Below are 23,740 nucleotides of genomic sequence, written 5' to 3'. Positions count from 1 at the left end.
GTTTCTGCCTGGTGACTCCAGTGATCGAGGTGTCCGGCCTGGTCAAGAGCTATGGCCGGACGCGTGCGCTTGACGGGCTGGACCTCGCCGTGGCGGCGGGGGAGGTGCACGGCTTCCTCGGGCCCAACGGCGCGGGCAAGTCGACCACCATCCGGGTGCTGCTCGGGCTCATCCGCGCGGACGCGGGGCGGGCCCGGCTGCTCGGCGGCGACCCCTGGCGGGAGGCCACCACGCTGCACCGGCGGCTGGCCTACGTGCCCGGCGACGTCACCCTGTGGCCCAACCTCACCGGTGGGGAGGCCATCGACCTGCTCGGCCGGTTGCGCGGTGGTCTGGACCCCGCGCGCCGGGCCGAGCTGCTCGACCGGTTCGAGCTGGACCCTCGGGTGCGCGGGCGGGCCTACTCCAAGGGCAACCGGCAGAAGGTCGCCCTGGTCGCCGCGTTCGCCGCCGACGTCGACCTGCTGATCCTGGACGAGCCGACCTCGGGGCTGGATCCGTTGATGGAGGCGGTGTTCCAGCAGTGCGTGGCCGAGGAACGCGAGCGCGGCCGCACCATCCTGCTGTCCAGCCACCTCCTCGCCGAGGTGGAGGCGCTGTGCGACCGGGTCAGCATCGTGCGGGCCGGGCGCACCGTGGAGACCGGCACCCTGGCCGAGTTGCGGCACCTCACCCGCACCTCGATCACCGCCGAGCTGACCGGTCCCGTGCCCGAGTTGCCGGGGGTGCACGAGCTGAGCGTGCAGGGCAACCGGTTGCGCTGCCAGGTCGAACCCGAGCAGCTCGGCCCGGTGCTGGCCAGGCTCGCCCAGGCCGGGATCAGCGCGCTGGCCAGCCATCCACCCACCCTGGAGGAGCTGTTCCTACGGCACTACGAGGCCGGGCGATGACCGGCGCCGGGCTGCTGTTCCGCCTGTTCCTGCGCCGCGACCGGGTGCTGCTGCCCGGCTGGATCGGCCTGATCACGCTGCTGGTGATCGGCACCGCCGTGCAGTACGCGGGCCTGTTCCCCACCGCCGAGCTGCAACGGGCCTTCCTCACCGAGGTCACCGGCAACGCCGCGCTGAGCGCGTTCACCGGCCAGGCGCACGGCAGCGGACTGCCCGCGCTGACCGGCTGGAAGATCAGCGACATCGCCTATGCGCTGACCTCGCTGATGGCCATCCTGATCACCGTCCGGCACACCCGTGCCGAGGAGGAGTCCGGTCGCGCCGAACTCCTGGGCGCCGGGGTGCTCGGCCGCCACGCCGTGCTCGCCGCGGCCCTGGCACTCACCTGGACCGCCGCGCTCGGCGCCGGGCTGCTGATCGCCGTCGGCCTGCTGGTCCTGGGATTCGCCCTGGTCAACGCGGTCGCGTTCGGTATCGCGGTGGCCGCGCCCGGACTGGTCTTCGGCGCGCTGGCCGGGCTCACCGCGCAGCTCACCCCGCGCGCCCGCACCGCCACCGCACTGGCCGCCACCGGCTTCGGCCTGGCCTACCTGCTGCGCTTCCTGGCGGATGGCAGCGGCGTGCTGTGGCTGCGCTGGCTCAGTCCCACCGGCTGGAGCCACCTCCTGCAACCCACCGGCGACCCGCGCTGGGCCGTCCTGCTGCTGCCGCTGACCACCACCGCGCTGCTCACCGCGCTGGCCGCGAACCTGGTGTCCCGCCGCGACCATGGCGCGGGCGTGCTGGCCACCCGCACCGGACCGGCGGTCGCCGCACCCGGACTCAGCTCGGCGTTCGGCCTGGCCTGGCGGTTGCACCGGGGTCAGCTGCTGGGCTGGACCGCCGGGTTCGCGGTCGCCGGGGCGGCCACCGCCGCGGTGGCCAAGGGCATGCCGGAGATCGCCGGGCGCGGCGGACCGGCCATCCGGGAGTTCTTCCGGCGCTACGCGGCCGGACCGGAGGCGGGCATCGCCGACACCTACCTGTGGCTGATCATGCTCAGCCTTGGCGGGGTGGCCGCGCTCTACCCGATGCTGGTCACGCTGCGGCTGCGTGCCGAGGAGACGGACGGGCGGGCCGAGCTGACCCTGTCCACCACGGTCGGCCGGACCCGCTGGGCGCTGAGCCATCTCGCCTTCGCCCTGCTGGGCACCGCGAGCATGCTGCTGTCCGGCGGCCTGACCGCCGCCACCGTGCACACACTGTCCACTTCGGACGGTGCGCAGTTCGGCCGGGTGCTGCTGGGCGCGCTGGTGCAGGTCCCGGCGGCCTGGACGATCGGCGCGGTCGCGGTGCTGGCCTTCGGTTTCCTGCCGCGCGCGGCGGCGGCCATCTCCTGGACGGTGTGGCTGCTCACCAACCTGGTCGGCGAGCAGCTCGGCCCGGTGCTGGGCGTGGACTACTGGCTGGCCAACCAGATCGTGCCGTTCCACCACATCCCGAAGGTGCTTTCCGGCGGCGAGTTCGCCACAATTCCGCTACTGGCCTTGACCGCGGTCACCTTGCTGCTGGCCGGAACCGGGCTGTTCGGGCTGCGCCGCCGCGATCTGGGCTGAACCCGCCGACCGGGTGAGGTCGTCACCTACTCGGCGGCTACACCCCTTGCGCCAACCCGGTGATACTCCGCCAGTGTCCTGGAAAACCGACCGCCGAACAGGTGGTGTCCACTTCGTCCGAATGGCCGCACTGGTACTGGTAGCCGCGTTGCTGCCGGTGGGTGAACCGGCCATGGCCGCACCGGCCGCGTCACCGGTGGCCACAAAGGACAGTCGGACCGTGACGCTGGTCACCGGCGACCGGGTGCTGCTCAACACCGGCCGGGACGGCGCGGTCACCGTGCTGGTGCAGCCCGCACCCGGCCGGGAACACCTGGGTTTCGTGCGCGAGACCAGCACCGGCAAGCACGGCGTGCATCACCGGGTGGTGCCCGCGGACGCGGTGCCGCTGCTCAACGAGGGCCGCCTGGACCCACGCCTGTTCGACGTCACCGCGCTGGCCGCCCAGCGGAGTGCGGACACCCCGCTCATCCTCACCGGCGCCCGCGCGGCCAGTCCGGTCGGCGCGAAGCCGGTGCGCGCGCTGCCCGCGATCAACGGCGCGGCCGTGCGCGGCCAGGGTGCCGAGTTCTGGAACTGGGTGCGCGGCCGTCCCGCCGGACTGGCCAAGGTGTGGCTGGACGGGGTGGCCAAACCCACCCTGGCCACCAGCGTGCCGCAGATCGGCGCGCCCGCGGCCTGGCAGCGCGGACTCACCGGCGCCGGCGTCACCATCGGCGTGCTCGACTCCGGCGTGGACGGCACGCACCCCGACCTGGCCGGGAAACTCCTGCAACAGCAGGACTTCACCGGCACCCTGCCGCAGGGCGGCGACGACCTGGGCCACGGCACGCACGTGGCCGGGATCATCGCCTCGGGCGACAGCCAGTACCGCGGGGTCGCGCCGGACGCGAAACTGCTCAGTGGCAAGGTGTGTCTGTCCTTCGGGTGCCCGGACTCGATGGTCATCGCCGGGATGGAGTGGATCGCGCCGCGGGCCAAGGTGGTCAACCTCAGCCTCGGCGGGGACACCACCGACGGCACCGATCCGGTGTCGACGGCGCTGAACACGTTGAGCGCCAAGCACGGCACGCTGTTCGTGGTCTCCTCCGGCAACGACCGTTCCCTCGACCCGCCGGATCCCCTGGCCGGGGTCACCGCGCCAGCCGCGGCCGATGCCGCGCTCGCGGTCGGCAGCGTGACCGCAGAGGACAAGCCCAGCCCGTTCACCAGCCACGGCCCCAGATTCGGCGACCACGCGGTGAAACCCGACCTCGCCGCACCCGGCAGCGGCATCGTCTCCGCCCGCGTGCCCGGCACCCCCACCGGCGACGCCGAACCGGTGGGCGAACGGCACGCCAGGGCCAGCGGCACCTCGATGGCCGCCCCGCACGTCACCGGCGCGGCCGCGCTGCTGCTGCAAAAGAATCCACAGTGGACGGTCGACCGGCTCAAGCCGCAACTGATGAGCAGCGCCAAGCCCACCGCCGGGGTGTTCGAGCAGGGCGCCGGGCGGGTGGACGTGGACCGCGCGGTCAGCCAGTCCGTCTGGAGCAGTGGCAGCCTGGGCTTCGGTTTCCTGACCTACCGGCAGTCCGCGACCAAGAAGGTCCGCTACCACAACGACGGCCGCACCCCGGTCACCCTGACCCTCGCCCTGGACCCCAACCCGGCGTTCTCGTTGTCCGCCAACCAGATCACCGTGCCAGCCGGTGGCAGCACCGAGGTGACGATCACCGCCCGCTCCAACGGCGCGGCCGGTCCGCAGTCCACCCGGCTCACCGGCAGCGCACCTGGGATCGCCGTGCGCACCGCGATCGGCGCGGTCCTGGAACCCGAGAGCTACAACCTCACGCTCAAGATCCGCAGCCGCGGTGGCCAGTTCGCCGCCGCGCTGGCCCAGGCCGTGGACACCGCCACCGGCGCGGTCACCGGCCCGCGCTTCGATGCCACCGGCACCGCCGTGCTGCGCCTGCCCAAGGGCCGCTACGACCTCAACGCCCTGGACCTGGCCGCGAACTGGACCGTGGTGACCCTGTTGTCCCGCACCAACCTCACCCTCAACCGGGACACCGAACTCACCTTGGACGGGACCACCGCGACCCCGGTCCGGGCCACCCTGGACCGCCCAGACGCCCGGCACCAGTTCGGCGAGTTCGGCCTGGTCTCGGGCGAGCGGACCGGCGTGCGCACCTCCACCCTGACCTGGAACTCCGGCCCCGGCCAGCAGTTGTTCGCCGCCGCCACCCCCGGCACGGTCACCGACCACGTCTACGCCTACTTCCAGCGCGCCACCTACGGCCCGGCGCACCCGGCCGACGGACCCACCCCGTACCTGTACCACCTCGCCTTCCTGGAACGCGGCCGCATCCCGGCCACCCTGGACCGCCGCGTCCGCGACCACGAACTGGCCAGAGTGGACAGTCGATACCACGACCAGGGCGCGCCCACCTCCGGCCTGCGCGCCGACTACGCCCGGCTGCCGGTCCCCGGCACCACCATCGGCGTGTTCGCCCCCTACCTGTACTCCTTGCCGGCCAAGCGGATCGAGTACTTCACCGCGCACCCCGACGTCACCTGGCAGCAGCTGCTCGGCGTGCGCCCGGCCGACGGCTCCGACGTCGAACTGCACTGGGTGGTCCGCACCCTGCGCCCCGGGTACAGCACGGCCGCCTGGAACCGGGCCCCGCTCGGCCCGGCCTTCGGCGACGCCGAACACGGCTGGGGCACCCAGCGCACCGGCGACAAACTCAGCGTGGGCGTGCCCCTGTTGTCCGGCAACGATCCGGCGGTGGTCACCGAACCACCGCAGCTGGGCATGACCGGGCGCACCACGCTGTCCAGGGACGGCCAGGAACTGGGCGCCGCCGACACCGCGGGCCTGGGTGTGTTCACCGTGCCGACCACCGCGGGCCGCTACACCGTGCACACCACCGCCACCCGGAGTGTGCCCTGGTCGGTGCTCGGCACCCGCGCCGACGTGCGCTGGACCTTCAACGACTCCGGCGTGTCCGGGAAACCGTTGCCACTGCTGGCGATCCGCGCCACCGGGCAGGTCGACGACCACAACCGGGCCCCGGCCGGACTGCCCTACCTGCTGCACCTCACCGCGCACCACCAGCCCGGCGCCCCGGCCGCCCCGCTGACCGCGTTGTCCGCCGAGGTCTCCTACGACGACGGCGCGACCTGGCGCAAGGCCCCGGTGCTGCGCTTCGGCAACAGCGGCTACACCCTGCTCAACCACCCGCCCGGCAACGGTTTCGCCACGCTGCGGCTGGCCGCCACCGACGCCGGCGGCAACTCGGTCACCCAGACCGTGTTCAGGGCGTACGCACTGTCGGATCGCTGAGCAGCAACACCAGCAACGCCAAGGCGAAAGCGCACCACAGCAGCAGGGTCAGGACGCGGCGATGGCCGGTCCACGCCGCGTCCCAGGCCCCGCTCTCGCCGTAGCGCAGGTTCGCCGTGGTCATCAACGCCCGCCCCAGCCCGAAACCCAGTCCGGCGCACAACGCGGCCGGTAAGGACGCCGTGAACAGCACCGCCACCGCGGCCACATAAGGCAATCCGCTCGGCAGGTAGGTGCGCGCCCCGGTGCCCATCTCCAGCCCGAACTGCAACGGCCCGAGGTGCCTGCCCAGCCGGAACACCGTCTCCGGCACCAGCCGCCGGTTCTCCGGCAGGGTGATCCGCAGCAGCCCGAACTCCTTGCCCAGCACCACGATCAGCATCAGCCCGACCAGCAGCCAGGGCACGGGCGCGGGCAGCGGAGCCCGCAACAACGAGCCCACGACCACCAATACGGTCGCGGTGACCACGCCGCCGCCCAGGAGTCCCAGGCAGAAGGCCACCGCCGAAGTTCCTCGCCAGACCGGCGAGCTGAGCACCAGGGCCGAGTTCTTACTTCAGGTGGAGCCGCTGGTGGCGAACCCGGCCGCGGCGCCCATGGCCAGCCAGCCCGCGAGCACGGGCAGACCCGTCGCGGCGGCGGCCATGGCGAGTACGGCGACGGCCCCGGCCAGCGGGTGCCAGCGCCGCCGGATCACTGCACCAGGGCCCGGCAGATCGTCAGGTAGGTCTGTCCATTGTGGCCCGGACCCCAGTAGGTGGAGTGCCCGTCGGAACAGCGCCACACCTTGCCGTCCGGGGTGGTCCACTTCCACGAATTCTTCATGGTGGAGGTGCCGCAGGAGGTGGACATCGGCACGTGCTGGCTCTGCACCGCGCCGTTCTGGTAGGTGCCGTACTTGTGCCAGCCCGCCTCGCAGTACACCGATCCGCGCCAGTAGCCGGACAGGCAGGCGGCGTAGGTGTTGACGTAGGCGCCGGTGGTGTCACCGACCTCGGCGTAACCGTTGGGGTAGGCGTCCTTGCAGTCGTTGCGGTCCCAGCCGGACAGGCCGTACGGACCGGTCTCCGCGGCGGCGGGCCGGGCGCCGAACAGGTTGAGCGCGCTCGCGCCCACGGTCACCGCGCCCAGCGCGATGGCCTTGAACAGGGTGCGGCGGCTGCCGCTGAAGTCCAGGCGCCGCAACGCCGTGGTCGGTCGCGCGTCCGCCGGGGCCTCGTCAACGCCGGGGATGTCGTTGAGATCAAGCGGCATCGGCGTGCCCCCGCACCACGATCTGCTGCCATTCGGCCAGCACGGTGTCGACCTCGGCCACCCGCACCGGCAGGTGCACGCGTTCGGCCCGGCCGGAGCCGTCCACCAGCATCAGCACCGGCGGCGACAGGTGCGAGACCGCGCGCCACACCTCGGGGTCGCTGACGATCTCCAGCTGCCCGGACACCCTGGCCCACAACGCTTCCGGCTCGTGGGTGAGCAGCACCGAGCCGGGCGAGGCGATCAGCAGCCGCTCCAGCACGGCCAGGCAGAGGGGGCAGCCGGAGTCCGCGGCCAGCACGATCCGCCGCCCGCGTCCGATGAACCGGGGCCCGAGCAGCAGTTCCGGCGGCGCGGCCGCGAAGGCGTCCGGACTGCGCCGGACCTCGTTGCGCAGCAACCGGATCTCCCGCAGCACCGCCGCGAGTCCGAGGAACAGCACCAGGATCGCGACCCAGGTGATGATGTTGAAAGCCATGGCCGGTGACATCGGCGGGTACCCGTCTCAGTTCGCGTCGTGCCAGACGACGTTGATCTCGTTCAACCAGTCGAGCCGTTGCCGTTCGGAGGTAACGGTGGTGTCGCTGAGGTGCACCTCGGCCGTGCCTGCCGGGCAGCCCAGCACGAACGCGTGATCACTGGCCCGCGCCGAGCCTTCCGCGCCCGGGTACGGCGTTTTCCACACCTCGCCGTGCTTCGTGCGCGCCCCGGCGAACCGCGGGGTGACCGCGGCGGCCTGGGCGGGCCCGGGAATGGACAGCGAGCCGTGATCGCGCACGGCGAGCATGATCTGCTCGTGCATCAGGTCCAGCATGGTGGCCGTCCGGGTCCGCACGATCATCCCGTCCACGGTGTCCTTGACCCGCAACGAGTTGAACAGCGCGAACACCGCTTCCCGGCGGGGCGCGGGTCCGGAGTAGACGGTCATCAGCTCGTGGTAGACGCCGAACAGGGTGGCCGCGGAGGACTGCCCGTCCACCGCCTCGGCGATCACGACCTCCCTGCCGTGCACCAGGAATCGCTCCCGTTGCCGCATGGGCGCGACCTGGGTGACCGCGAACTCGTGGTAGCCGCGCGGGCCGATCTGGAAGCCGGTGCCGTACACGCCACCGGCGAACCGGACACCGGCGGCGACACTGGACACCGGGGTGTGCGCGGGCAGCGTGACGCTCACCCGGCGCCCGCTGGGCGCGGTCAGCGTCAACTGCTGGGTGGCCATACCTTTCCTCTCACCAGGGCTGGTCAATGAAACACGGCGGGGGAGACGATCAACAGCCGTCATTCGGGTGTCCGGCTACCCTCTTCGAGTGCTCTCCGCCGTGCTCAACGCCGCTGCGCTCGGCGCCGCACTGCTCCTGTTGGTAGCCGGACTCGGCCACCTGCGCGAACGCCGCCTGTTCCTGGCCACGCTCCGTGCCCAGCGCCTGCTGTCACCGCGGCTGCACGTCCCGGTGTCCTTGCTCACGCCCGCGACCGAACTCCTGGCCGGAGCGCTGACCGTCACCACCGTGTTGCTGCCCGCACTGCCCCGTCCGCTGCTGCTCCCGCAGACCACCCTCTACCTGGCCTTCACCGCTTATCTGGCCATCCTGGTGCGCACCAGACCCGGCACGCCCTGCGGTTGTTTCAACGCGCGTTCCCCGGCCACCTGGGCCACGGTGCTGCGTGCCGCACTGGCCGCGCTCGCGACGCTGGCGACCACGTTTGTGCCACCGGTGCCCGGCCCCTGGCTGCTGCCGGCGCTGGCCGCCGGGGTGTTGCTGGCGTTGACCACCTGGCTGGCGCCCAGCCTGCGCTGAGTCAGCTCAGTCGCCGGGTCGAGTCCGGCAGTCGCTCGGTGATCCCGCGCCGGTCCAGCAGTTCCAGCAGCGGCACCGCGACCCGGCGACTGGTGTCCAGGGCCTGCCGCGCCTGGCTGAGCGTGAACGGCGAGGCCAGCCCGGCCAGCATCCCGGCCGCCCTCGGCACCGCGTCCGGCAACAGCACCACGCCGTCGGCGATCCGGATCAACCGCCCGGCCCGCACCGCCGCCGCCAACTCCTTGCCGCCCAGGCCCAACTCGGCCAGCCGCCCGGCATCCGGTGCGGCGAAAGGGTTCGCGGTCAGCTCGGTGGTGAGCTTGGCCAGGGCCTGCTCGATCCGTGCGGGCAACGCCACCGCACCGACCCGCCCGGCCGTTGCCGACAGTCCCGCTGCCCGGAGCAACGGCGTGATCAGCGCGGCGTCGGGCAGGTCCAGGCGCTGCCGCAGCACGTCGACGGGCAGGCCGGGTTCGAGTGGATGCGCCAGCCGCCAGGACTCGACCTCTGTTGGCACGGAACGGATCAGCGCGGCCCAGTGCCCGGGATCGGCGTGCCAGTCCACGATCACCGGTTCCGGCGCCCGCAGTCCGGCCGCCCGCAACTCCGCGGACCGGGCGAAACCCTTGGTACGCAAGTGCAACGTCAACGGGTCGCCGGTCAGTTCGGCCGCCCTGGCGGTGGCCGCGCCCCGGCGGCGCAACGGCCGAGGGTCGAGGTCGGCGACCGTGGCCCCGCCCAGCACCGCACCGCGTCCGGGATCCCTGAGCAGCACCCGATCCCCGATCCGCAGCGGCAGCGGACGGGCCAGCGTCAGCCGGGCCCCGACCGTCCCCAGTGGACGGACATGTGCCGGCACCGCGGCGGATCCCACGTGCACCACCAGTTCCCTGGGCAGCTCGGCCGTCACCAGGACGTCCGCCACCGTCGAGGTGAGCCAGCGGCCGGGGGTGAGCAAGGCGTCCCCGCGGATCAGCTCGGCCCGGTCGATCCCGCGCAGGTTGACCGCGATCCGCGCTACCGCGGCCACCGACTCCGCCTGCCGTCCCAGGGTGTGCAGCCCGCGCACGCGCAGGATCTCGCCGGTGGAGGCGAGCTGGAGTTCCGTGCCCTTGCCGATCGTGCCCGCCGCGAGGGTTCCGGTGACCACCGTGCCCGCGCCACCCACGGTGAACGAGCGATCCAGCCACAGCCGGACATCCGCCGTGGGTTCGGGTTCCGGCAACCGGTCGACCAGCGCGAGGATCGCGGCCCGCAGCTCGTCCATGCCCTGCCCGGTCTTCCCGCTGACCACCACGTGCGGCACCTCGCCGAGCTGCTGTTTCGCCTGGGACAGCGCGGGTTCCGGGTCGGCGAGGTCGGCGCGGGTGAGCACCAGCAGCAGGTGCCGGACATCCAGCGCGCGCAGGGCGGCGAGGTGTTCGGCGGACTGCGGTTTCCAGCCCTCGTCCGCCGCGACCACGAACAGCACCGCGGGCACCGGCCCGATCCCGGCCAGCATGTTCGGCACGAACCGCTGGTGCCCCGGCACGTCCACGAACGCGATCTCCTTGCCGGACAACGTGGTCCAGGCAAAGCCCAGGTCGATGGTCAGGCCGCGGCGGCGTTCCTCGGCCCAGCGGTCCGGTTCCATCCCGGTGAGCAGCCGGACCAGGGTGGACTTGCCGTGGTCGACGTGTCCCGCGGTGGCCACCACCCGCATCAGCGCGGCACCGCCAGCACGGCCGCCAGCAGGGTCGAATCCTGTTGTGGGGCAACGGTACGCAGGTCGAGCAGACACCGCCCGCGTTCCACCCGGCCCACCACCGCCCGCGCCCGCAAGGCCGCCGCGTACCGCTCGGGCAGGCTGACCGCGGCACTCGGCAGCTCCACCCCCGGCGCGCCGCCACCGCCGACCGCGGCGCTGCTCTCCACCGCCACCGCGTCGACCCCGGCCCCGGTCAGCTCGGCCACGAGCTGCTTCGCCCGCGCCAGCAACTCGGCCTGATCGGCGGAAAGTGACTGTGCCACCGGGGTTTCCGGTCCACGCAGGGTGGCTTCCAGCGCGGCCAGGGTGAGTTTGTCCACCCGAAGCGCGCGGGCCGCCGGATGCCTGCGCAGCCGCTCGACGAGGTCCGCCGCGCCAAGTAGCAACCCGGCCTGCGGTCCGCCGAGCAGCTTGTCCCCGCTCGCGGTAACCAGGGTCGCCCCGGCTCGCAACACGGTGGCGGCATCGGGTTCCTCCGGCAGCAGCGGGTGCGGGCGGAGCAACCCGGAACCGATGTCCACCACCACCGGCGCCCCCAGTCCCACCAGCTCGGCGGTGTCCACAGTGGACGTGAACCCGGTGACCTGGAAGTTGGAGGGATGCACCTTGAGGATGAACCCGGTGTCCGGGCCGACGGCCTCGGCGTAGTCGCGCAGATGCACCCGGTTGGTGGTGCCGATCTCGTGCAGCCGGGCGCCGGTGCTGCGCAACAGGTCCGGGATGCGGAAGCCGTCGCCGATCTCCACCAGCTCGCCGCGGCTGATCACGATCTCCCGCCCGGCGGCCATGGCCAGCGCGCACAGCAGCAGGGCGGCGGCGTTGTTGTTGACCACGTGCACGCCACCGGCCTCGGGCACCGCGGCGGCCAGCGCGGCCATCGCGTCCCGGCCGCGACGTGCGCGGGCGCCGGTGACCAGGTCGAACTCCACGTCGGTCGGGCCGGCGGCCGCGGTGATCGCGCTGATCGCGGCGGCGGAGAGCGGGGCGCGGCCGAGGTTGGTGTGCACCAGCACGCCGGTCGCGTTGAGCACCGGGCGCAGGCTGCTCGCGGTGCCCGGCAGCGCGGCCAGGGCGTGCGCGGCCACCTCGCCGGGGCTGATCCGACCGGATCGGGCCAGGTCCTGGGCGCGGGTGATGGCGGCCTTCACCGTGTCCCGGCCGAGGGTGTGCGCGGCGGCGGCCAGCTCCGGGTCGGCCAGCAGGGCGTCGGTGCGCGGGATGTGGCGGCGGGGATCGGTCATCGGGGGAGTCCTCGGTGGCGGAGGCGGACGGGAATCGAACCCGCCAGCGACAGGTGCTGCCGCTCAGCGGTGTTGAAGACCGCGCCGGTCACCAGGCCGGATACGCCTCCCTGAGCCACCCGTCCATCTTGACAGAGCCCCCAATCGTCAACCCAGGGTTGACGGCGCTGGATCGTCAACCTAGAGTTGACGGCATGGAGAACGTACCCCGACTCGACGAATTCATCAGCATGGTGCGCGGGATGTCCCTGGTGCGGAACCAGGACCCCAACCACGACGCCCTGCACCAGTTGGAGGACGCGGTGGTGCTCGGCGAGCGCCTCGGCGAACTCGCCGACCACCTCATCGGCCACTTCGTGGACCAGGCCCGCCGCACCGGCGCGTCCTGGACCGAGATCGGCCGCAGCATGGGCGTGACCAAACAGGCCGCGCAGAAGCGGTTCGTGCCCAAGGAAGGCGGCGAGACTTTGGACCTGAGCATGTTCAGCCGATTCACCGACCGGGCGCGCAAGGTGGTGGTCGCCTCGCAGGAGGAAGCTCGCACCGCGCGCAGTGGCAAGGGCACCCCCGAACACCTGGTGCTCGGACTGCTCAGCGAGCCGGACGGCCTGGCGGCCAAGGCCCTGCTTGCTCAGGGCGCCACCGCGGACCAGGTGCGCACGGCGGTTACCGCGATGCTGCCGGAGCCGGTCGAGGAGGTGACCGAACAGGTCCCGTTCACCCCCGCCGCGATCAAGGTGCTCGAACTGACCGGCCGGGCCGCGCTGCGCCTTGGCCACAACTACATCGGCACCGAACACATCCTGCTCGGCATCCTGGACGAACAGGACTCGCCAGGAGCCCAGGCCCTGTTCACCCTGGGCATCACGGCCGAGGCCACCGAGGCGTGGACCGTGGCCGAGCTGGAGAAGATCATCAAGCGGACCCGCGGCTGAGTCAGAACACCACTCGGACCAGGCCGAGTCCGAACACGATGTCCGCCAGGAACAACACCAGCGGCAGCGCTGCCGCGACCAGCCAGTACGCCCGCGGCGGCACGGCGGTCCACCGCACGATCGGCCGGTTGAGCAGGAACCACACCGGCAGGAACACCACCCAGCTCAACCCGGCCATGAACACCACCAGGTCAACCCCGTCCCGAGCCTCGAACCCGGAGTAATCCCCCAGCCGGAAGGCGATCGCGGACACCAGCAACCGGGTGAACACCAGCGGGAAGAACGCGAACACCCCCAACCCCAGATTCACCGCAACCCCGACAACCCACCCCAGCCCCGCCGCCCGCCGCCCCGCCGAACCACCGCGCCCCGCCCCAACCTCCGCCACCACAGCTCCCCAGCAAGATCAAGCGCGGCCCTCGGCCCCCCGATTTCCAGCGTACCGCCGCCCACCGACACCCCCGATCCCCCAAGCAAATCCCCCCGCGTGTTGGCCGAACTCGTACGCCGTGTTGGCCGTTATGGACGCCGTGTTGGCCGTTCTTGTACGCCGTGTTGGCCGTTCTGGGCGGTGGGTTCGGGAAAGGGGCGCGGGGCGCCCGGGATGGGAGTGGGGAGCGGGGATCCCGAGGTCGTCGGAGTTGCCGCGGCGAGGTACGAGATCGGCCAACGAGGCGTACGAGAACGGCCAACACGGCGTACGAGAACGGCCAACACGCGTGGGGATTGGGCGGGGCGGTGTACGAGAACGGCCAAACCGGCGTACGAGAACGGCCAACACGCGGGGTGGGGTGGGGTGGGGTGGGGGTGGCCGATGGTGGACAGGGGGAGGGGGGTGGGGTTGGGGGTGTGGGAGGGTCGCGGGGTGGTGTGGTGGCGTGGGGTTGTGGTTGGGCTGGTTGGGGTTTTGGTCGCGGGTGGGGTTGGGGAGGCTCGCGAGGGGTGGGTTGGGGAGCCCGCTGGGTTTGTTGATCCGTTGATCGGGTCGGCTCGGGATGGGAACACTTTTCCGGGGGCGCAGCGGCCGTTCGGGATGATCGCGTGGAGTCCGACCAGCACTCGGGGTGATCAGACCGGGACCGGGGCGGCCAATGGGTATTCCTACGACGTGACCCGGGTGCGGGGGTTCTCGCTGACGCATGTCAACGGGGCCGGGTGCAATCCGGGGGCGGCGGGGGATGTGCCGATCTTCCCGCACGCGGGGGCGATGGTCGGCTCGCCGAGTGCCGATGTCAAGGATTCCTTCTACGCCAGCGATTTCTCGCACGCCGACGAGCTGGCCCGGCCGGGGCGGTACTCGGTCGGGCTGGCTTCCGGTGCGCGCGCCGACCTGGCTGTCGCCGATCGGGCCGGGATCGCCGAGTTCACCTTCCCCGCGGACAAGCCGGCGAACCTGCTCTTCCGCACCTCCAACTCGCTCAACGGCAGCGAGGACGCCACCATCCACCTGGACCAGGCCGGGCGGCGGGTCACCGGATCCGTGCTCACCGGCGCATTCTGCGGGCGCCGGGCCAACGGCGGGGTCAACAACCGCAAGAGCTACTACCGCCTGCACTTCACCGCTGAGTTCGACCAGCCGGTGCTGGGCACCGGAGTGTGGCGGGACGGCACGCTCACGCCCGGTGGGACCGAGATCAGCGGCGGCGAGGGTTACGCGACCGGGGCGGACCGGGCCGGACGCGGTTCCGGTGGGTACCTGAGCTTCGCGCCGGGGAGTTCGGTGCGGATGCGGATCGGCATCTCCTACGTGGATCTGCCTGGTGCGGAAGGGAATCTGCGGCGGGAGATCCGCGGTTCGGACACTGTGGACAGTGTGGCGCGGGACGGGTTCCGGGCCTGGGACCGGGAACTCGGGCGGATCCGGATCGCGGGCGGCAGCGCCGATCAGCGGACCGTGTTCTACACCGCGCTCTACCACGCCTTGCAGCAACCCAACCTGGTGTCCGATGTGGACGGTCGCTACCTCGGCATGGACCGGCGGGTGCACCGGCTGGCCGCGGGACAGGACGCGCAGTACGGGAACTTCTCCGGGTGGGACCAGTACCGGGCGCAGATCCAGTTGCTGGCGTTGCTGCAACCCCGGGTGGCCGGGAACTTCGCGCAGTCGCTGTACAACTACGCCCGCCAGAACGACGGCGTCTGGGACCGGTGGGTGCACGTCAACGGCGCCACTCACGTGATGACCGGTGACCCCTCCGCCGCCACCCTGGCCACCTTCCACGCCATGGGTGTACGCGGATTCGACGCCGCGGGCGCGTTCGACTCGCTCTACCGGCAGGCCACCGTGCCCCGGCCCGAGGGCCTGCTGGACGCGGGTTGCCCCGGCCAGTGCGTTGGCCAACGGCCGAATCTCGCGCAATACGTCCAATCCCGGTACAGCGCGCACGACGTCTGCCACTGCTGGGGCGGCGCGGCGGAAACCCTGGAAGCCTCGGTCGCCGACGACGCGCTCAGCCGGTGGGCGGCACAACTGGGGCGGGACAAGGAATCCGCCGAACTCCGGCAGCGCGGCACCTACTGGCGCAACGTGTTCAACCCCGCCACCGGGTACATCCAGGGCCGCAAGCTCGACGGGTCCTGGCTCACCCCCTTCGACCCGGCCAGCCAGCTCGGGTTCGCCCAGGGCAGTGCCGCCACCTACGTGTGGATGGTGCCGCAGGACGTCAGCGGTCTCGCCGAAGCCATGGGAGGCAAGGACATCGCGCTGCGGCGACTCGACGAGTTCTTCCAGCCCGGCGGCGGGCCACTGCGCTACGACCCCACCAACGAACCCGGCATCCACGCGCCCTGGCTGTACAACGAACTGGGTCAGCCCTGGAAAACCCAGGAAACCGTGCGGCGACTCGTGGACACCGTGTACCGCACCGGACCCGGCGGGCTGCCCGGCAACGACGACCTCGGCACCATGTCCGCCTGGTACGTCTTCGGCGCGCTCGGCCTGTTCCCGCGCACCCCGGGCAGCGCCGAACTCCTGCTGGCCACCCCGCTGTTCCCGCGCACCCTGATCACCCCGGACGGCCGAGGGCCGACGCTGATCGACACCAGCGGCAGCGGCAAGTACCTCCACTCGGTCACCGTGGACGGACGCGCGCACCGGGACTGGAAGGTCAGCGCCCTGCCCACGCGGCTGAAAGCCCAGTTGAGCGGCGTCCCGAACCAGGCTGTGGTACCCACAGCACCGTGACCGAGCAGAAAACCGGACCCGCCGCCCTGCGCCCGCGCAGTCAGCGGGCCAGGGCGGCGGTGCTCAAGGCCGCCACCGAACTGATGCGCGAACCGGGGCCCGAGCTGACCGTGGACGCCATCGCCGCCCGCTCCGGGGTGAGCAAGGCGACCATCTACAAGCACTGGCCCAACAAGACCGCGGTGGCCATCGACGCCTTCGCCGAGCACATGGCCACCCAGGTGCCACTGCCCGACACCGGCTCCGCCCACGCCGACCTGCGCGAACTCGTGCACTCGGTGTTCGCCTTCTACAGCTCCGCCGACGGGCAGACCTTCGCCGGCTTGATCGCGGGCGTGCACGGCGACGAGACCGGCAAGCGGATGTTCGTCGAACGCTTCCTGCTCGGCCGCCGCGAAGGCGTGCGCACGGTATGGGCCCGCGGCGTGGACCGGGGCGAACTGCGTGCCGACGTGGACGTCGAGGTGGCCATCGACCTGCTCTTCGGCCCGGCCATCTTCCGGCTGATGACCGGCCACGACACCTTCGGCCCCGACTTCGCCGACGCCGTGACCGAGGCCGCCTTGCGAGGGCTCGCCACCGGCGTATAGTGAACTAGACGTTCAGTTCACTTTTGGGAGGTCGCCTTGGCCACCTGGTTCATCACCGGTGCCGCCCGCGGGTTCGGCTTCGAGATCGCCCGGCAGGCCCTGGACCGCGGCGACGCGGTCGTGGCCACCGCGCGCAACCCCGCCGCCCTCGCCAACACCCTCGGCCCGAGCGAGAAACTGCTGGTCCAGCCCCTGGACGTGACCGAAGCGGGGCAGGCGGAGGCGGCGGTGACCGCGGCCGTCGAACGCTTCGGCGGCATCGACGTGCTGGTCAACAACGCCGGCCGCGGCCTGCTCGGCGCGGTCGAGGAGAGCACCGACGCCGAGGTGCGCGCGGTGTACGAGACCAACGTGTTCGGCCTGCTCACCGTCACCCGCGCGGTGCTGCCGGTACTGCGGCGGCAACGCAGCGGGCACGTGCTCAACATCGGCTCGGTCGGCGGCTTCACCACCGGCGCGGGCTGGGGCGTGTACGGCTCCACCAAGTTCGCCGTCGAGGGCATCACCGAGGGCCTGCGCGCCGAACTCGCCCCGCTCGGTATCCAGGTCACCGTGGTCGAACCCGGCGTCTTCCGCACCGACTTCCTGGACGCCAGCTCGCTGCACACCGCGGCCGCCACCATCCCCGACTACGCCGGATCGGCCGGTCAGGTGCGCGGCTGGGCCACCGAGTCCAACCACGCCCAGCCCGGCGACCCGGCCAAGGCCGCCGCCGCGATCCTGCGGGTCGCCCTGCACCCGGAAGCCCCCGCGCGGCTGCCGCTGGGGGCGGACTGCGTGGCCCGGGTGGTGGGAAAACTGGCGAACGTGGAACAGGAACTGACCCGCTGGCGTTCGTTGGCAATGTCCACCGGATACGACTCCAACTGAAGCAGGGATCTCAGCAGTGACAGAGAACTTCCTCGGCGGCCGGTTCGAGCTGGGTGGCGACCTCCCGGTCGGCAGGCTCGGCTACGGCGCCATGCAGATCACCGGTCCCGGCGTCTGGGACTGGCCGGCCGACCGCGATGGCGCCCTCGCCGTGCTCCGCCGCGCCGTCGAGCTGGGCGTCACCTTCATCGACACCGCCGACTCCTACGGCCCCCTGGTCAGCGAACTCCTGATCGCCGAAGCCCTGCACCCGTATCGCGACGACCTGGTCATCGCCACCAAGGCGGGCTTCACCCGGCAAGGTCCCGGCCAGTGGACCATCACCGGCCGCCCGGAGTACCTGACCCAGCAGGTCGAACTCAGCCTGCGCCACCTGCGCCTTGACCACATCGACCTGATCCAGCTGCACCGCATCGACCCGGCCGTGCCACTGGCCGACCAGCTCGGCGCCTTCGTGGAACTGCGCGAAGCGGGCAAGGTCAAGCACATCGGCCTGTCCGAGGTCAGCGTGGCCGAGCTGGAAGAGGCACGGAAGATCACCCCGATCGTCAGCGTGCAGAACCGCTACAACCTCACCGACCGCGCCAGCGAGGCCCTCCTGGACCACGCCACCCAGGAGAACATCGCCTTCATCCCCTGGTTCCCCATCGCCACCGGCGACCTGACCAAGCCGGACAGCCCGGTCGCCGCGGTCGCCAAGGAACTCGACGCCACCCCGGCCCAGGTCGCCCTGGCCTGGCTGCTGCGCCGCTCCCCGGTGGTACTGCCCATCCCGGGCACCAAGTCGGTGGCGCACCTGGAGGACAACCTCGGCGGGGCCGGGGTGACGCTGTCGGACGAGCAGTTCGCGGCACTGTCCAAACTGGCCGATTAGGGCTGTGGCCGGTGGATCGGGTTGTCCGTCTCGGCGAGACGGCGGCCCGATCCGCCCCAGGTCAACGAGATGATCTCGGCCGCGATCGACACCGCGGTCTCCTCCGGTGTGCGGGCCCCCAGATCCAGCCCGATCGGGGAGGACAGGCGGGACAGCTCCGGCTCGGTCAAACCCAGTTCCCGCAACCGGTTCAGCCGGTCCTCGTGGGTGCGGCGGCTGCCCATCGCGCCGATGTAGGCGGCGTTGGTGCGCAGGGCGAGTTCGAGCAGGGGGACGTCGAATTTCGGGTCGTGGGTGAGGACGCAGATGGCGGTGCGTTCGTCGATCGTGGTTTCCGCGAGGTACTTGTGCGGCCACATCACCACGAGTTCGTCGGCCTCGGGAAAGCGTTTGGCGGTGGCGAAAACGGGGCGGGCGTCGCAGACGGTGACGTGGTAGCCGAGGAATTTGCCGATGCGGGCCACCGCGCCGGCGAAGTCGATGGCGCCGAAGACCAGCATCCGGGGTGGTGGGGCGAAGGACTCCACGAAGATGGACAGGTCGTCGCCGCGTTGTTCGCCGTCGGCGCCGATGTGCAGGAAACCGGTGCTGCCCAGGGCGAGCATGCCGCGGGCGTGGTCGCGGACGGCCTCGTTCAGGCGGGGTGAGCCCAGGGCGCCCGCGGTGTCCTCCGGGGTGATGCGCAGGTGCCTGCCGGGGGTGTTGGCGCCGTCGAGCAGGGTGGCGATGGCCACCGGGGTGCTCGACTGGATGGACTCGGCCAGGGCCGGGAACTCCGGGTAGGTCTGCGGCGTTACCGGCTGGACGAAGACCTGCAGGGTGCCGCCGCAGGTCAGGCCGACGGCGAAGGCGTCGTCGTCGCTGACGCCGAAGCTGGCCAGTTCGGGCACGCCGGTGCGCAGGACCTCCTGGGCCAGCTCGTACACCGCGCCCTCCACGCAGCCGCCGGACACGCTGCCCAGCGCCTCGCCCGCCGCGCTCACCGCCATCACCGCCCCGGGCTGCCGGGGTGCGGACCGCCACGTGCGCACCACCGTGGCCAGGGCGAACGGCTGCCCCTCGCGGTACCAGGCGAGCAGGGGGGCGATCAGTTCGCGCATCGGCCCATTGTGCGCCGGGGGAGGTCAAGAAGTTGTATTTGACTAGACGGTCCAGAATGGGCATTGTGGACCGCATGGTCCATAACGTTGCGAGTCAGGACGGCCTGTCGGGCAAGCGGGTCGTCGTCACCGGGGGTACCAAGGGGATTGGCGCGGGCATCGCCGCGCGACTGGCCGGGGCTGGCGCCTCGGTGCTGGTCGCGGCCCGGTCCGCGCCGGAGCGGGAGTTGCCGGCGAACGTGCGGTTCGTCAAGGCCGATCTGTCCACCGAGTCCGGCGTGGCCGGGCTGGCCGCGGAGGCGCTGGAGATCCTCGGCGGGGTCGATGTGATCGTGGACAACGCCGGTGGCGCGGTGCCGGCCACGAGCGGCATCGCCGACCTGACCGAGGAGCACTGGCACGACGCCTACCAGCTCAACGTGATGGCCGCGGTGCGGCTGGACCGGGCGCTGCTGCCCGGCATGCTGGAGCGCGGCAGTGGCGTGATCATCCACATCAGCTCGATCGCCGCGTTGCGCGCGGAGTCCTCGCTGGTGCACTACGGCGCGGCCAAGGCGGCGCTCAACGCCTACAGCAAATCGCTGGCCACCGAAGTCGCCCCGCGCGGGGTCCGGGTCAACCGGATCGCCCCCGGGCTGATCAAGACCGAGGCGGTGGACAGCTTCGTCCAGCACATCCAGGACACCCAGGGCCTGGACCAGGAAGCCGCCCTGGGCACCCTGCACGAACTGGTCGGCGGCATCCCGGCCGGGCGCGAGGGCAAGCCGGCGGACATCGCCAACGTGGTCGCCTTCCTGGCCTCGGATCAGGCCGAGTGGATCGTCGGTGCGGAGTTCCGGATCGACGGGGGCAGCGTCCGCCAGGTCAGCTGAGGCGCGGGGGAGCCGGCCGCGGAACCCGGGGTGGGACAACGGGTTCCGCGGCCAGGCCCACGTGCTCAGTGCCCGTAGCGCACGCGCTGGATGTGCACCGGGAGCTTGGGCAGGCCGTCCAGCGGGTTGGTCGGGCCGGGGATGATGCCGCCCGCGACGATCTTGTCCAGCACCGCCATGCCGCGGGTCACCTTGCCGAGCACGGTGTAGGCGGGCTTGATGTTGGCGAAGCTGTGCACGATGAAGAACTGGCTGCCGTTGGTGTTCGGGCCGAAGTTGCCCATCGCCACCGTGCCACGCGGGTAGGTCTCCTTGCCGGTGACCTCGTCGTCGAACTTGTAGCCGGGACCGCCCTTCTCCGCCTCCCAGATGTCACCGCACTGCAGCACGCCGAGCCGGGTGGAGTTGGTCAGCCGCCAGCACTGGGTCTTGTCGAAGAAGCGCTGCCGGGCCAGGGACAGGAAGTTGTGCACCGCGCAGGGCGCGTTCGCCCGGTCCAGCTCCATGACCACCTTGCCGTGGTTGGTGGAGATGGTGACCTTGACCGTTCCGCGCGCCTTGGCCTTGGCCCGCGGCGGGTGCACCGGCTTGGCGGCCGGATCCTCCGGGGTCGGGGTGAACGTGCAGCGCACCGAGCGCCCGAGGTCGGTCTCCGGCGCGGCCTGCGCCACCCCGACCGGCAGTGCGGCCAGCAACGCGGCCACCACGACACCAACTGACCAGCGTTTTCTCATGCCGGTCAACCTAGCCCGGCCCCGGGGTCGCCGAAACCCGACGAACAGCCCAGCCTACGATCGTCGGCGACCAGATGGCTCGGGGAGGATGACGGCGGCGATGAGCGGCACCGGAACGGCACGGCCCATTGTTCACTATGGCGACCCGGTTCTTCACCGGTCGTGCACCCCGGTGACCAGCTTCGACGCCGAGCTGAAGACCCTGGTCGAGGACATGTTCGCGTCCATGTACGCGGCCAGCGGCGTGGGTCTGGCGGCCAACCAGATCGGGGTGGACGCCCGGGTCTTCGTGATGGACTGCCCGGACGCCGACGGCAACCCGGTGATCGCCACCCTGGTCAACCCGGTGCTCGTCCTGCCGCCCGCGCCGCGTGAGCTGACCCTGTTCAACGAGGGCTGCCTGTCCGTTCCCGGCCAGTTCGCCGAACTGTCCCGCTCCGAGCACGCCGAGGCCACCGGCTTCGACGCCGAGGGCAACCCGGTCACCGTGCGCACCAACGGGATCGCCGCGCGCTGCCTGCAGCACGAGGTGGACCACCTGGACGGACTGGCCTATGTGGACCGGCTCCCGGTCAAGCAGCGCAAGGAAATCCTCGCCGCGGCCGGTCTGAGCGGATGACCGAGCCCGTCGCCGTGGTGGGCATCGGCGCGGACGGCTGGCCCGGCCTCGCCCCGCCCGCCCAGCTGGAGGTGCGTGCCGCTCAGGTGCTGCTGGGCAGCTCCCGGCAGCTAGACCTGGTGCCGGACAAGGTCACCGCCGAACGCGTTGCCTGGCCGACACCCATGCTGCCCGCCCTGCCCGGCCTGCTGGAACGCCACCGCGGCCGCCGGATCTGCGTGCTGGCCAGCGGGGACCCGATGTTCTTCGGCATCGGCTCCACCCTGGCCAGGCTGCTCGGCCCGCAACGACTGCACGTGCTGCCGCACGCCTCCTCGCTGTCCCTGGCCTGCGCCCGGCTGGGCTGGCCGCTCGAAGCGGTGGACGTGGTCAGCGCGGTCGGGCGGCCGGTCGAACTGCTGCACCCGTTCATCCAGCCGGGGCGGCGGGTGCTGGTGCTCAGCGCGGGTGGCGGCACCCCGGCCGAGGTGGCCGCGCTGCTCACCGTGCGCGGCTACGGCCCGAGCAGGCTGACCGTGCTGGAACGCCTGGGCGGCAAGGACGAACGGGTGGTCACCGGCACCGCGGGGGAGTGGTCGCTGCCGCGCACCGCCGCGCTCAACGTGATCGCGCTGGACTGCGTGGCCGACCCCGGCACCCAGCTGCTGCCCACCGTGCCCGGCCTGCCCGACTCCGCCTTCGACCACGACGGCCAGCTCACCAAACGCGAGGTCCGCGCGCTCACCCTGGCCCGGCTGGCCCCGGTGCCCGGCCAGCTGCTGTGGGACGTCGGCGCGGGCGCGGGCAGCGTGGCCATCGAATGGTCCAGGGTGCACCCGAGCTGCCGGGCCATCGCGGTGGAACGCGAGAGCGAACGGGCCGACCGGATCACCCGCAACGCCTACGCCCTTGGTGTGCCGGGGATCGAGGTCGTGCTCGGCGAGGCACCGTCCGCTTTGGACGGTCTGGAAGCGCCGGCGGCGGTCTTCGTCGGCGGTGGCGCGACCGTGCCCGGGGTGATCGAGACCTGCTGGCAGAGCCTGCTGCCCGGCGGACGGCTGGTGGTCAACGCGGTCACCGTGGAGTCGGAATCCCTGGTGGCGCAATGGTATTCGCGGCTGGGCGGGGACCTGACGCGGGTGGCGATCAGCCGGGCCGCGCCGGTCGGCGGGTTCACCACGCTGCGCCCGATGCTGCCGGTGACCACCTGGGTCGTGACCAAGGAGACGCAGTGACCGTGCACTTCATCGGGGCCGGACCCGGCGCCGCCGACCTGATCACCCTGCGCGGGCAGCGGATCATCGCCGAATCGCCGGTCTGCCTCTACGCCGGATCCCTTGTGCCGCAGGAGATCCTGGGCTGGTGCCCGGACGGCGCGCACCTGGTGGACACCGCCGACCTCAACCTGGACCAGATCACCGAGGAGCTGGTCTCCGCGCACGCCAAGGGATTGGACGTGGCCCGGCTGCACTCCGGCGACCCCTCGGTGTACAGCGCGATGGCCGAGCAGATGCGTCGCCTGGACGCCGCCGGGGTGCCCTACGACGTCACCCCCGGCGTGCCCGCCTTCGCCGCCGCGGCGGCCGCGCTCAACCGGGAACTCACCGTGCCCGGCGTCGGCCAGACCGTGGTGCTCACCCGGACCTCGGCCAGGGCCACCCCGATGCCGCCCGGCGAGGACCTCGCCACCCTTGGTCAGAGCCGCGCCACCATGGTGCTGCACCTGGCCGTGCAGCGGATCGACGCGGTCATCGCCGAGCTGATCCCGAACTACGGCGCGGACTGCCCGGTCGCCGTGGTCGCCATGGCCAGCCGGGCCGAGCAGACCGTGCTGCGCGGCACCCTGGCCGACATCGCCGCCGCCGTGCACGCCGCCGGGATCAAACGCACCGCGGTGATCGTGGTCGGCGCGGTCCTCACCGCCAACGCCTTCCCGGACAGCCACCTGTACTCCGCCACCCGCTGCCGCACCCCCTAGCCCCACCGCCCGTTCCGGACGGTGTGTTGGCCGAACTGGACGGTGTGTTGGCCGTTGTCGTACAGGGTGTTGGCCGTTCCGGACGGTGTGTTGGCCGTTGTGGGCGGTGTGTTGGCCGATTGGGCGTACCAGTTCGGCCAAGACTGTGTAC

General features: G+C 71.8%; 23 protein-coding genes and 1 tRNA gene. 13 read left to right on the top strand and 11 right to left on the bottom strand.

The window, feature by feature from the left end:
• The first annotated feature begins 11 nt into the window (after window positions 1-11).
• The 3 genes from HNR67_RS38395 (at window position 12) to HNR67_RS38385 (ending at window position 5,813) form a co-directional block, all read left to right on the top strand.
• Window positions 12-890, top strand: a complete 879-nt coding sequence (locus HNR67_RS38395; RefSeq protein ID WP_185008158.1) for an ABC transporter ATP-binding protein — start codon at window positions 12-14, stop codon at window positions 888-890.
• Complete coding sequence (locus tag HNR67_RS38390) at window positions 887-2,485, top strand: ABC transporter permease (protein ID WP_185008155.1); 1,599 nt, start codon at window positions 887-889, stop codon at window positions 2,483-2,485. The genes HNR67_RS38395 and HNR67_RS38390 overlap by 4 nt, the downstream gene beginning before the upstream one ends.
• A gap of 121 nt (window positions 2,486-2,606) precedes the next feature.
• Window positions 2,607-5,813, top strand: a complete 3,207-nt coding sequence (locus HNR67_RS38385; RefSeq protein ID WP_185008153.1) for a S8 family peptidase — start codon at window positions 2,607-2,609, stop codon at window positions 5,811-5,813.
• Here the strand turns inward: HNR67_RS38385 and HNR67_RS38380 are convergent.
• The 5 genes from HNR67_RS38380 to HNR67_RS38360 are packed head-to-tail and all read right to left on the bottom strand — an operon-like array spanning window position 5,785 to window position 8,286.
• Window positions 5,785-6,315, bottom strand: a complete 531-nt coding sequence (locus tag HNR67_RS38380) for a hypothetical protein (RefSeq protein WP_312989045.1) — start codon at window positions 6,313-6,315, stop codon at window positions 5,785-5,787. The two genes, HNR67_RS38385 and HNR67_RS38380, sit on opposite strands and share 29 nt — an antisense overlap.
• A 54-nt stretch (window positions 6,316-6,369) precedes the next feature.
• Window positions 6,370-6,510, bottom strand: a complete 141-nt coding sequence (locus HNR67_RS38375) for a hypothetical protein (RefSeq protein ID WP_185008151.1) — start codon at window positions 6,508-6,510, stop codon at window positions 6,370-6,372.
• A complete protein-coding gene (locus HNR67_RS38370) occupies window positions 6,507-7,067 on the bottom strand; it encodes a hypothetical protein (RefSeq protein ID WP_185008149.1) in 561 nt (186 codons plus the stop codon). The genes HNR67_RS38375 and HNR67_RS38370 overlap by 4 nt, the downstream gene beginning before the upstream one ends.
• Complete coding sequence (locus HNR67_RS38365; RefSeq protein WP_246492692.1) at window positions 7,057-7,545, bottom strand: hypothetical protein; 489 nt, start codon at window positions 7,543-7,545, stop codon at window positions 7,057-7,059. Before HNR67_RS38365 ends, HNR67_RS38370 begins: the two co-directional genes overlap by 11 nt.
• 27 nt (window positions 7,546-7,572) lie before the next feature.
• Window positions 7,573-8,286, bottom strand: coding sequence for a hypothetical protein (locus tag HNR67_RS38360; protein ID WP_185008145.1), 714 nt, complete (start codon window positions 8,284-8,286; stop codon window positions 7,573-7,575).
• 88 nt (window positions 8,287-8,374) lie between these two features.
• Between HNR67_RS38360 and HNR67_RS38355 the strand changes: the two genes are divergently transcribed.
• A complete protein-coding gene (locus HNR67_RS38355; RefSeq protein ID WP_185008143.1) occupies window positions 8,375-8,866 on the top strand; it encodes a MauE/DoxX family redox-associated membrane protein in 492 nt (163 codons plus the stop codon).
• Window position 8,867: 1 nt separating this feature from the next.
• Here the strand turns inward: HNR67_RS38355 and selB are convergent, their stop codons facing one another.
• The 3 genes from selB to HNR67_RS38340 all read right to left on the bottom strand — a co-directional run bounded on the left by selB (window position 8,868) and on the right by HNR67_RS38340 (window position 11,964).
• The gene (selB, locus tag HNR67_RS38350; protein WP_185008141.1) at window positions 8,868-10,568 is read right to left on the bottom strand and encodes a selenocysteine-specific translation elongation factor; all 1,701 of its coding nucleotides are present in this window, start codon (window positions 10,566-10,568) and stop codon (window positions 8,868-8,870) included.
• Window positions 10,568-11,854, bottom strand: a complete 1,287-nt coding sequence (gene selA / locus HNR67_RS38345; RefSeq protein ID WP_185008139.1) for an L-seryl-tRNA(Sec) selenium transferase — start codon at window positions 11,852-11,854, stop codon at window positions 10,568-10,570. The genes selB and selA overlap by 1 nt, the downstream gene beginning before the upstream one ends.
• 15 nt (window positions 11,855-11,869) lie before the next feature.
• Window positions 11,870-11,964 (bottom strand) — tRNA-Sec (locus HNR67_RS38340).
• A gap of 84 nt (window positions 11,965-12,048) precedes the next feature.
• On the opposite strand from HNR67_RS38340, the gene HNR67_RS38335 reads away from it, so the two are divergent.
• On the top strand, window positions 12,049-12,789 hold the full coding sequence (locus HNR67_RS38335; protein ID WP_221490194.1) for a Clp protease N-terminal domain-containing protein: 741 nt from the start codon (window positions 12,049-12,051) through the stop codon (window positions 12,787-12,789).
• Window position 12,790: 1 nt separating this feature from the next.
• On the opposite strand, the gene HNR67_RS38330 is transcribed toward HNR67_RS38335, so the two are convergent.
• The gene (locus HNR67_RS38330; RefSeq protein WP_185008137.1) at window positions 12,791-13,099 is read right to left on the bottom strand and encodes a hypothetical protein; all 309 of its coding nucleotides are present in this window, start codon (window positions 13,097-13,099) and stop codon (window positions 12,791-12,793) included.
• A 507-nt stretch (window positions 13,100-13,606) separates the two neighbouring features.
• Between HNR67_RS38330 and HNR67_RS38325 the strand changes: the two genes are divergently transcribed.
• From HNR67_RS38325 to HNR67_RS38310, 4 genes are read left to right on the top strand one after another with little or no spacing between them, the layout of a single operon-like run.
• Complete coding sequence (locus HNR67_RS38325) at window positions 13,607-15,973, top strand: GH92 family glycosyl hydrolase (RefSeq protein WP_407645163.1); 2,367 nt, start codon at window positions 13,607-13,609, stop codon at window positions 15,971-15,973.
• On the top strand, window positions 15,970-16,563 hold the full coding sequence (locus tag HNR67_RS38320) for a TetR/AcrR family transcriptional regulator (protein ID WP_221490193.1): 594 nt from the start codon (window positions 15,970-15,972) through the stop codon (window positions 16,561-16,563). The genes HNR67_RS38325 and HNR67_RS38320 overlap by 4 nt, the downstream gene beginning before the upstream one ends.
• 36 nt (window positions 16,564-16,599) lie before the next feature.
• A complete protein-coding gene (locus HNR67_RS38315; protein ID WP_185008131.1) occupies window positions 16,600-17,433 on the top strand; it encodes an oxidoreductase in 834 nt (277 codons plus the stop codon).
• 16 nt (window positions 17,434-17,449) lie between these two features.
• Entirely contained in the window at window positions 17,450-18,307 is an 858-nt protein-coding gene (locus tag HNR67_RS38310; RefSeq protein WP_312989040.1) for an aldo/keto reductase, read from the top strand.
• Here the strand turns inward: HNR67_RS38310 and HNR67_RS38305 are convergent.
• Window positions 18,304-19,407, bottom strand: coding sequence for an XdhC family protein (locus tag HNR67_RS38305; RefSeq protein WP_185008129.1), 1,104 nt, complete (start codon window positions 19,405-19,407; stop codon window positions 18,304-18,306). The genes HNR67_RS38310 and HNR67_RS38305 overlap by 4 nt on opposite strands.
• 74 nt (window positions 19,408-19,481) lie before the next feature.
• Between HNR67_RS38305 and HNR67_RS38300 the strand changes: the two genes are divergently transcribed.
• Entirely contained in the window at window positions 19,482-20,279 is a 798-nt protein-coding gene (locus HNR67_RS38300) for an SDR family oxidoreductase (protein WP_185008127.1), read from the top strand.
• A gap of 65 nt (window positions 20,280-20,344) precedes the next feature.
• On the opposite strand, the gene HNR67_RS38295 is transcribed toward HNR67_RS38300, so the two are convergent.
• Entirely contained in the window at window positions 20,345-21,013 is a 669-nt protein-coding gene (locus HNR67_RS38295) for a peptidylprolyl isomerase (protein WP_185008125.1), read from the bottom strand.
• Between HNR67_RS38295 and def the strand changes: the two genes are divergently transcribed.
• From def to cobM, 3 genes are read left to right on the top strand one after another with little or no spacing between them, the layout of a single operon-like run.
• Entirely contained in the window at window positions 21,012-21,632 is a 621-nt protein-coding gene (def, locus tag HNR67_RS38290; protein ID WP_312989038.1) for a peptide deformylase, read from the top strand. The two genes, HNR67_RS38295 and def, sit on opposite strands and share 2 nt — an antisense overlap.
• Complete coding sequence (cbiE, locus tag HNR67_RS38285) at window positions 21,629-22,846, top strand: precorrin-6y C5,15-methyltransferase (decarboxylating) subunit CbiE (RefSeq protein ID WP_185008121.1); 1,218 nt, start codon at window positions 21,629-21,631, stop codon at window positions 22,844-22,846. The genes def and cbiE overlap by 4 nt, the downstream gene beginning before the upstream one ends.
• Window positions 22,843-23,589 carry a precorrin-4 C(11)-methyltransferase gene (cobM, locus tag HNR67_RS38280; protein WP_185008119.1) on the top strand — a complete coding sequence of 249 codons (747 nt, stop codon included), beginning with the start codon at window positions 22,843-22,845 and terminating at the stop codon, window positions 23,587-23,589. Before cbiE ends, cobM begins: the two co-directional genes overlap by 4 nt.
• Window positions 23,590-23,740 lie beyond the last annotated feature (151 nt).

Source organism: Crossiella cryophila (assembly GCF_014204915.1).
Classification (GTDB): domain Bacteria; phylum Actinomycetota; class Actinomycetes; order Mycobacteriales; family Pseudonocardiaceae; genus Crossiella; species Crossiella cryophila.
Note: the sequence above shows the minus strand (reverse complement) of the source record. Positions and strands in the feature narration are given on the sequence as shown.

Bases quoted from the DNA above. Each gene is read 5' to 3' on its own strand.
- HNR67_RS38390 (WP_185008155.1), top strand. From the start codon at position 887: ATGACCGGCGCCGGGCTGCTGTTCCGCCTGTTCCTGCGCCGCGACCGG.
- HNR67_RS38385 (WP_185008153.1), top strand. From the start codon at position 2,607: ATGGCCGCACTGGTACTGGTAGCCGCGTTGCTGCCGGTGGGTGAACCG.
- HNR67_RS38370 (WP_185008149.1), bottom strand. From the start codon at position 7,067: ATGCCGCTTGATCTCAACGACATCCCCGGCGTTGACGAGGCCCCGGCG.
- HNR67_RS38365 (WP_246492692.1), bottom strand. From the start codon at position 7,545: ATGGCTTTCAACATCATCACCTGGGTCGCGATCCTGGTGCTGTTCCTC.
- HNR67_RS38360 (WP_185008145.1), bottom strand. From the start codon at position 8,286: ATGGCCACCCAGCAGTTGACGCTGACCGCGCCCAGCGGGCGCCGGGTG.
- selB (WP_185008141.1), bottom strand. From the start codon at position 10,568: ATGCGGGTGGTGGCCACCGCGGGACACGTCGACCACGGCAAGTCCACC.
- selA (WP_185008139.1), bottom strand. From the start codon at position 11,854: ATGACCGATCCCCGCCGCCACATCCCGCGCACCGACGCCCTGCTGGCC.
- HNR67_RS38335 (WP_221490194.1), top strand. From the start codon at position 12,049: ATGGAGAACGTACCCCGACTCGACGAATTCATCAGCATGGTGCGCGGG.
- HNR67_RS38305 (WP_185008129.1), bottom strand. From the start codon at position 19,407: ATGCGCGAACTGATCGCCCCCCTGCTCGCCTGGTACCGCGAGGGGCAG.
- HNR67_RS38300 (WP_185008127.1), top strand. From the start codon at position 19,482: ATGGTCCATAACGTTGCGAGTCAGGACGGCCTGTCGGGCAAGCGGGTC.
- def (WP_312989038.1), top strand. From the start codon at position 21,012: ATGCCGGTCAACCTAGCCCGGCCCCGGGGTCGCCGAAACCCGACGAAC.
- HNR67_RS38295 (WP_185008125.1), bottom strand. From the start codon at position 21,013: ATGAGAAAACGCTGGTCAGTTGGTGTCGTGGTGGCCGCGTTGCTGGCC.
- cbiE (WP_185008121.1), top strand. From the start codon at position 21,629: ATGACCGAGCCCGTCGCCGTGGTGGGCATCGGCGCGGACGGCTGGCCC.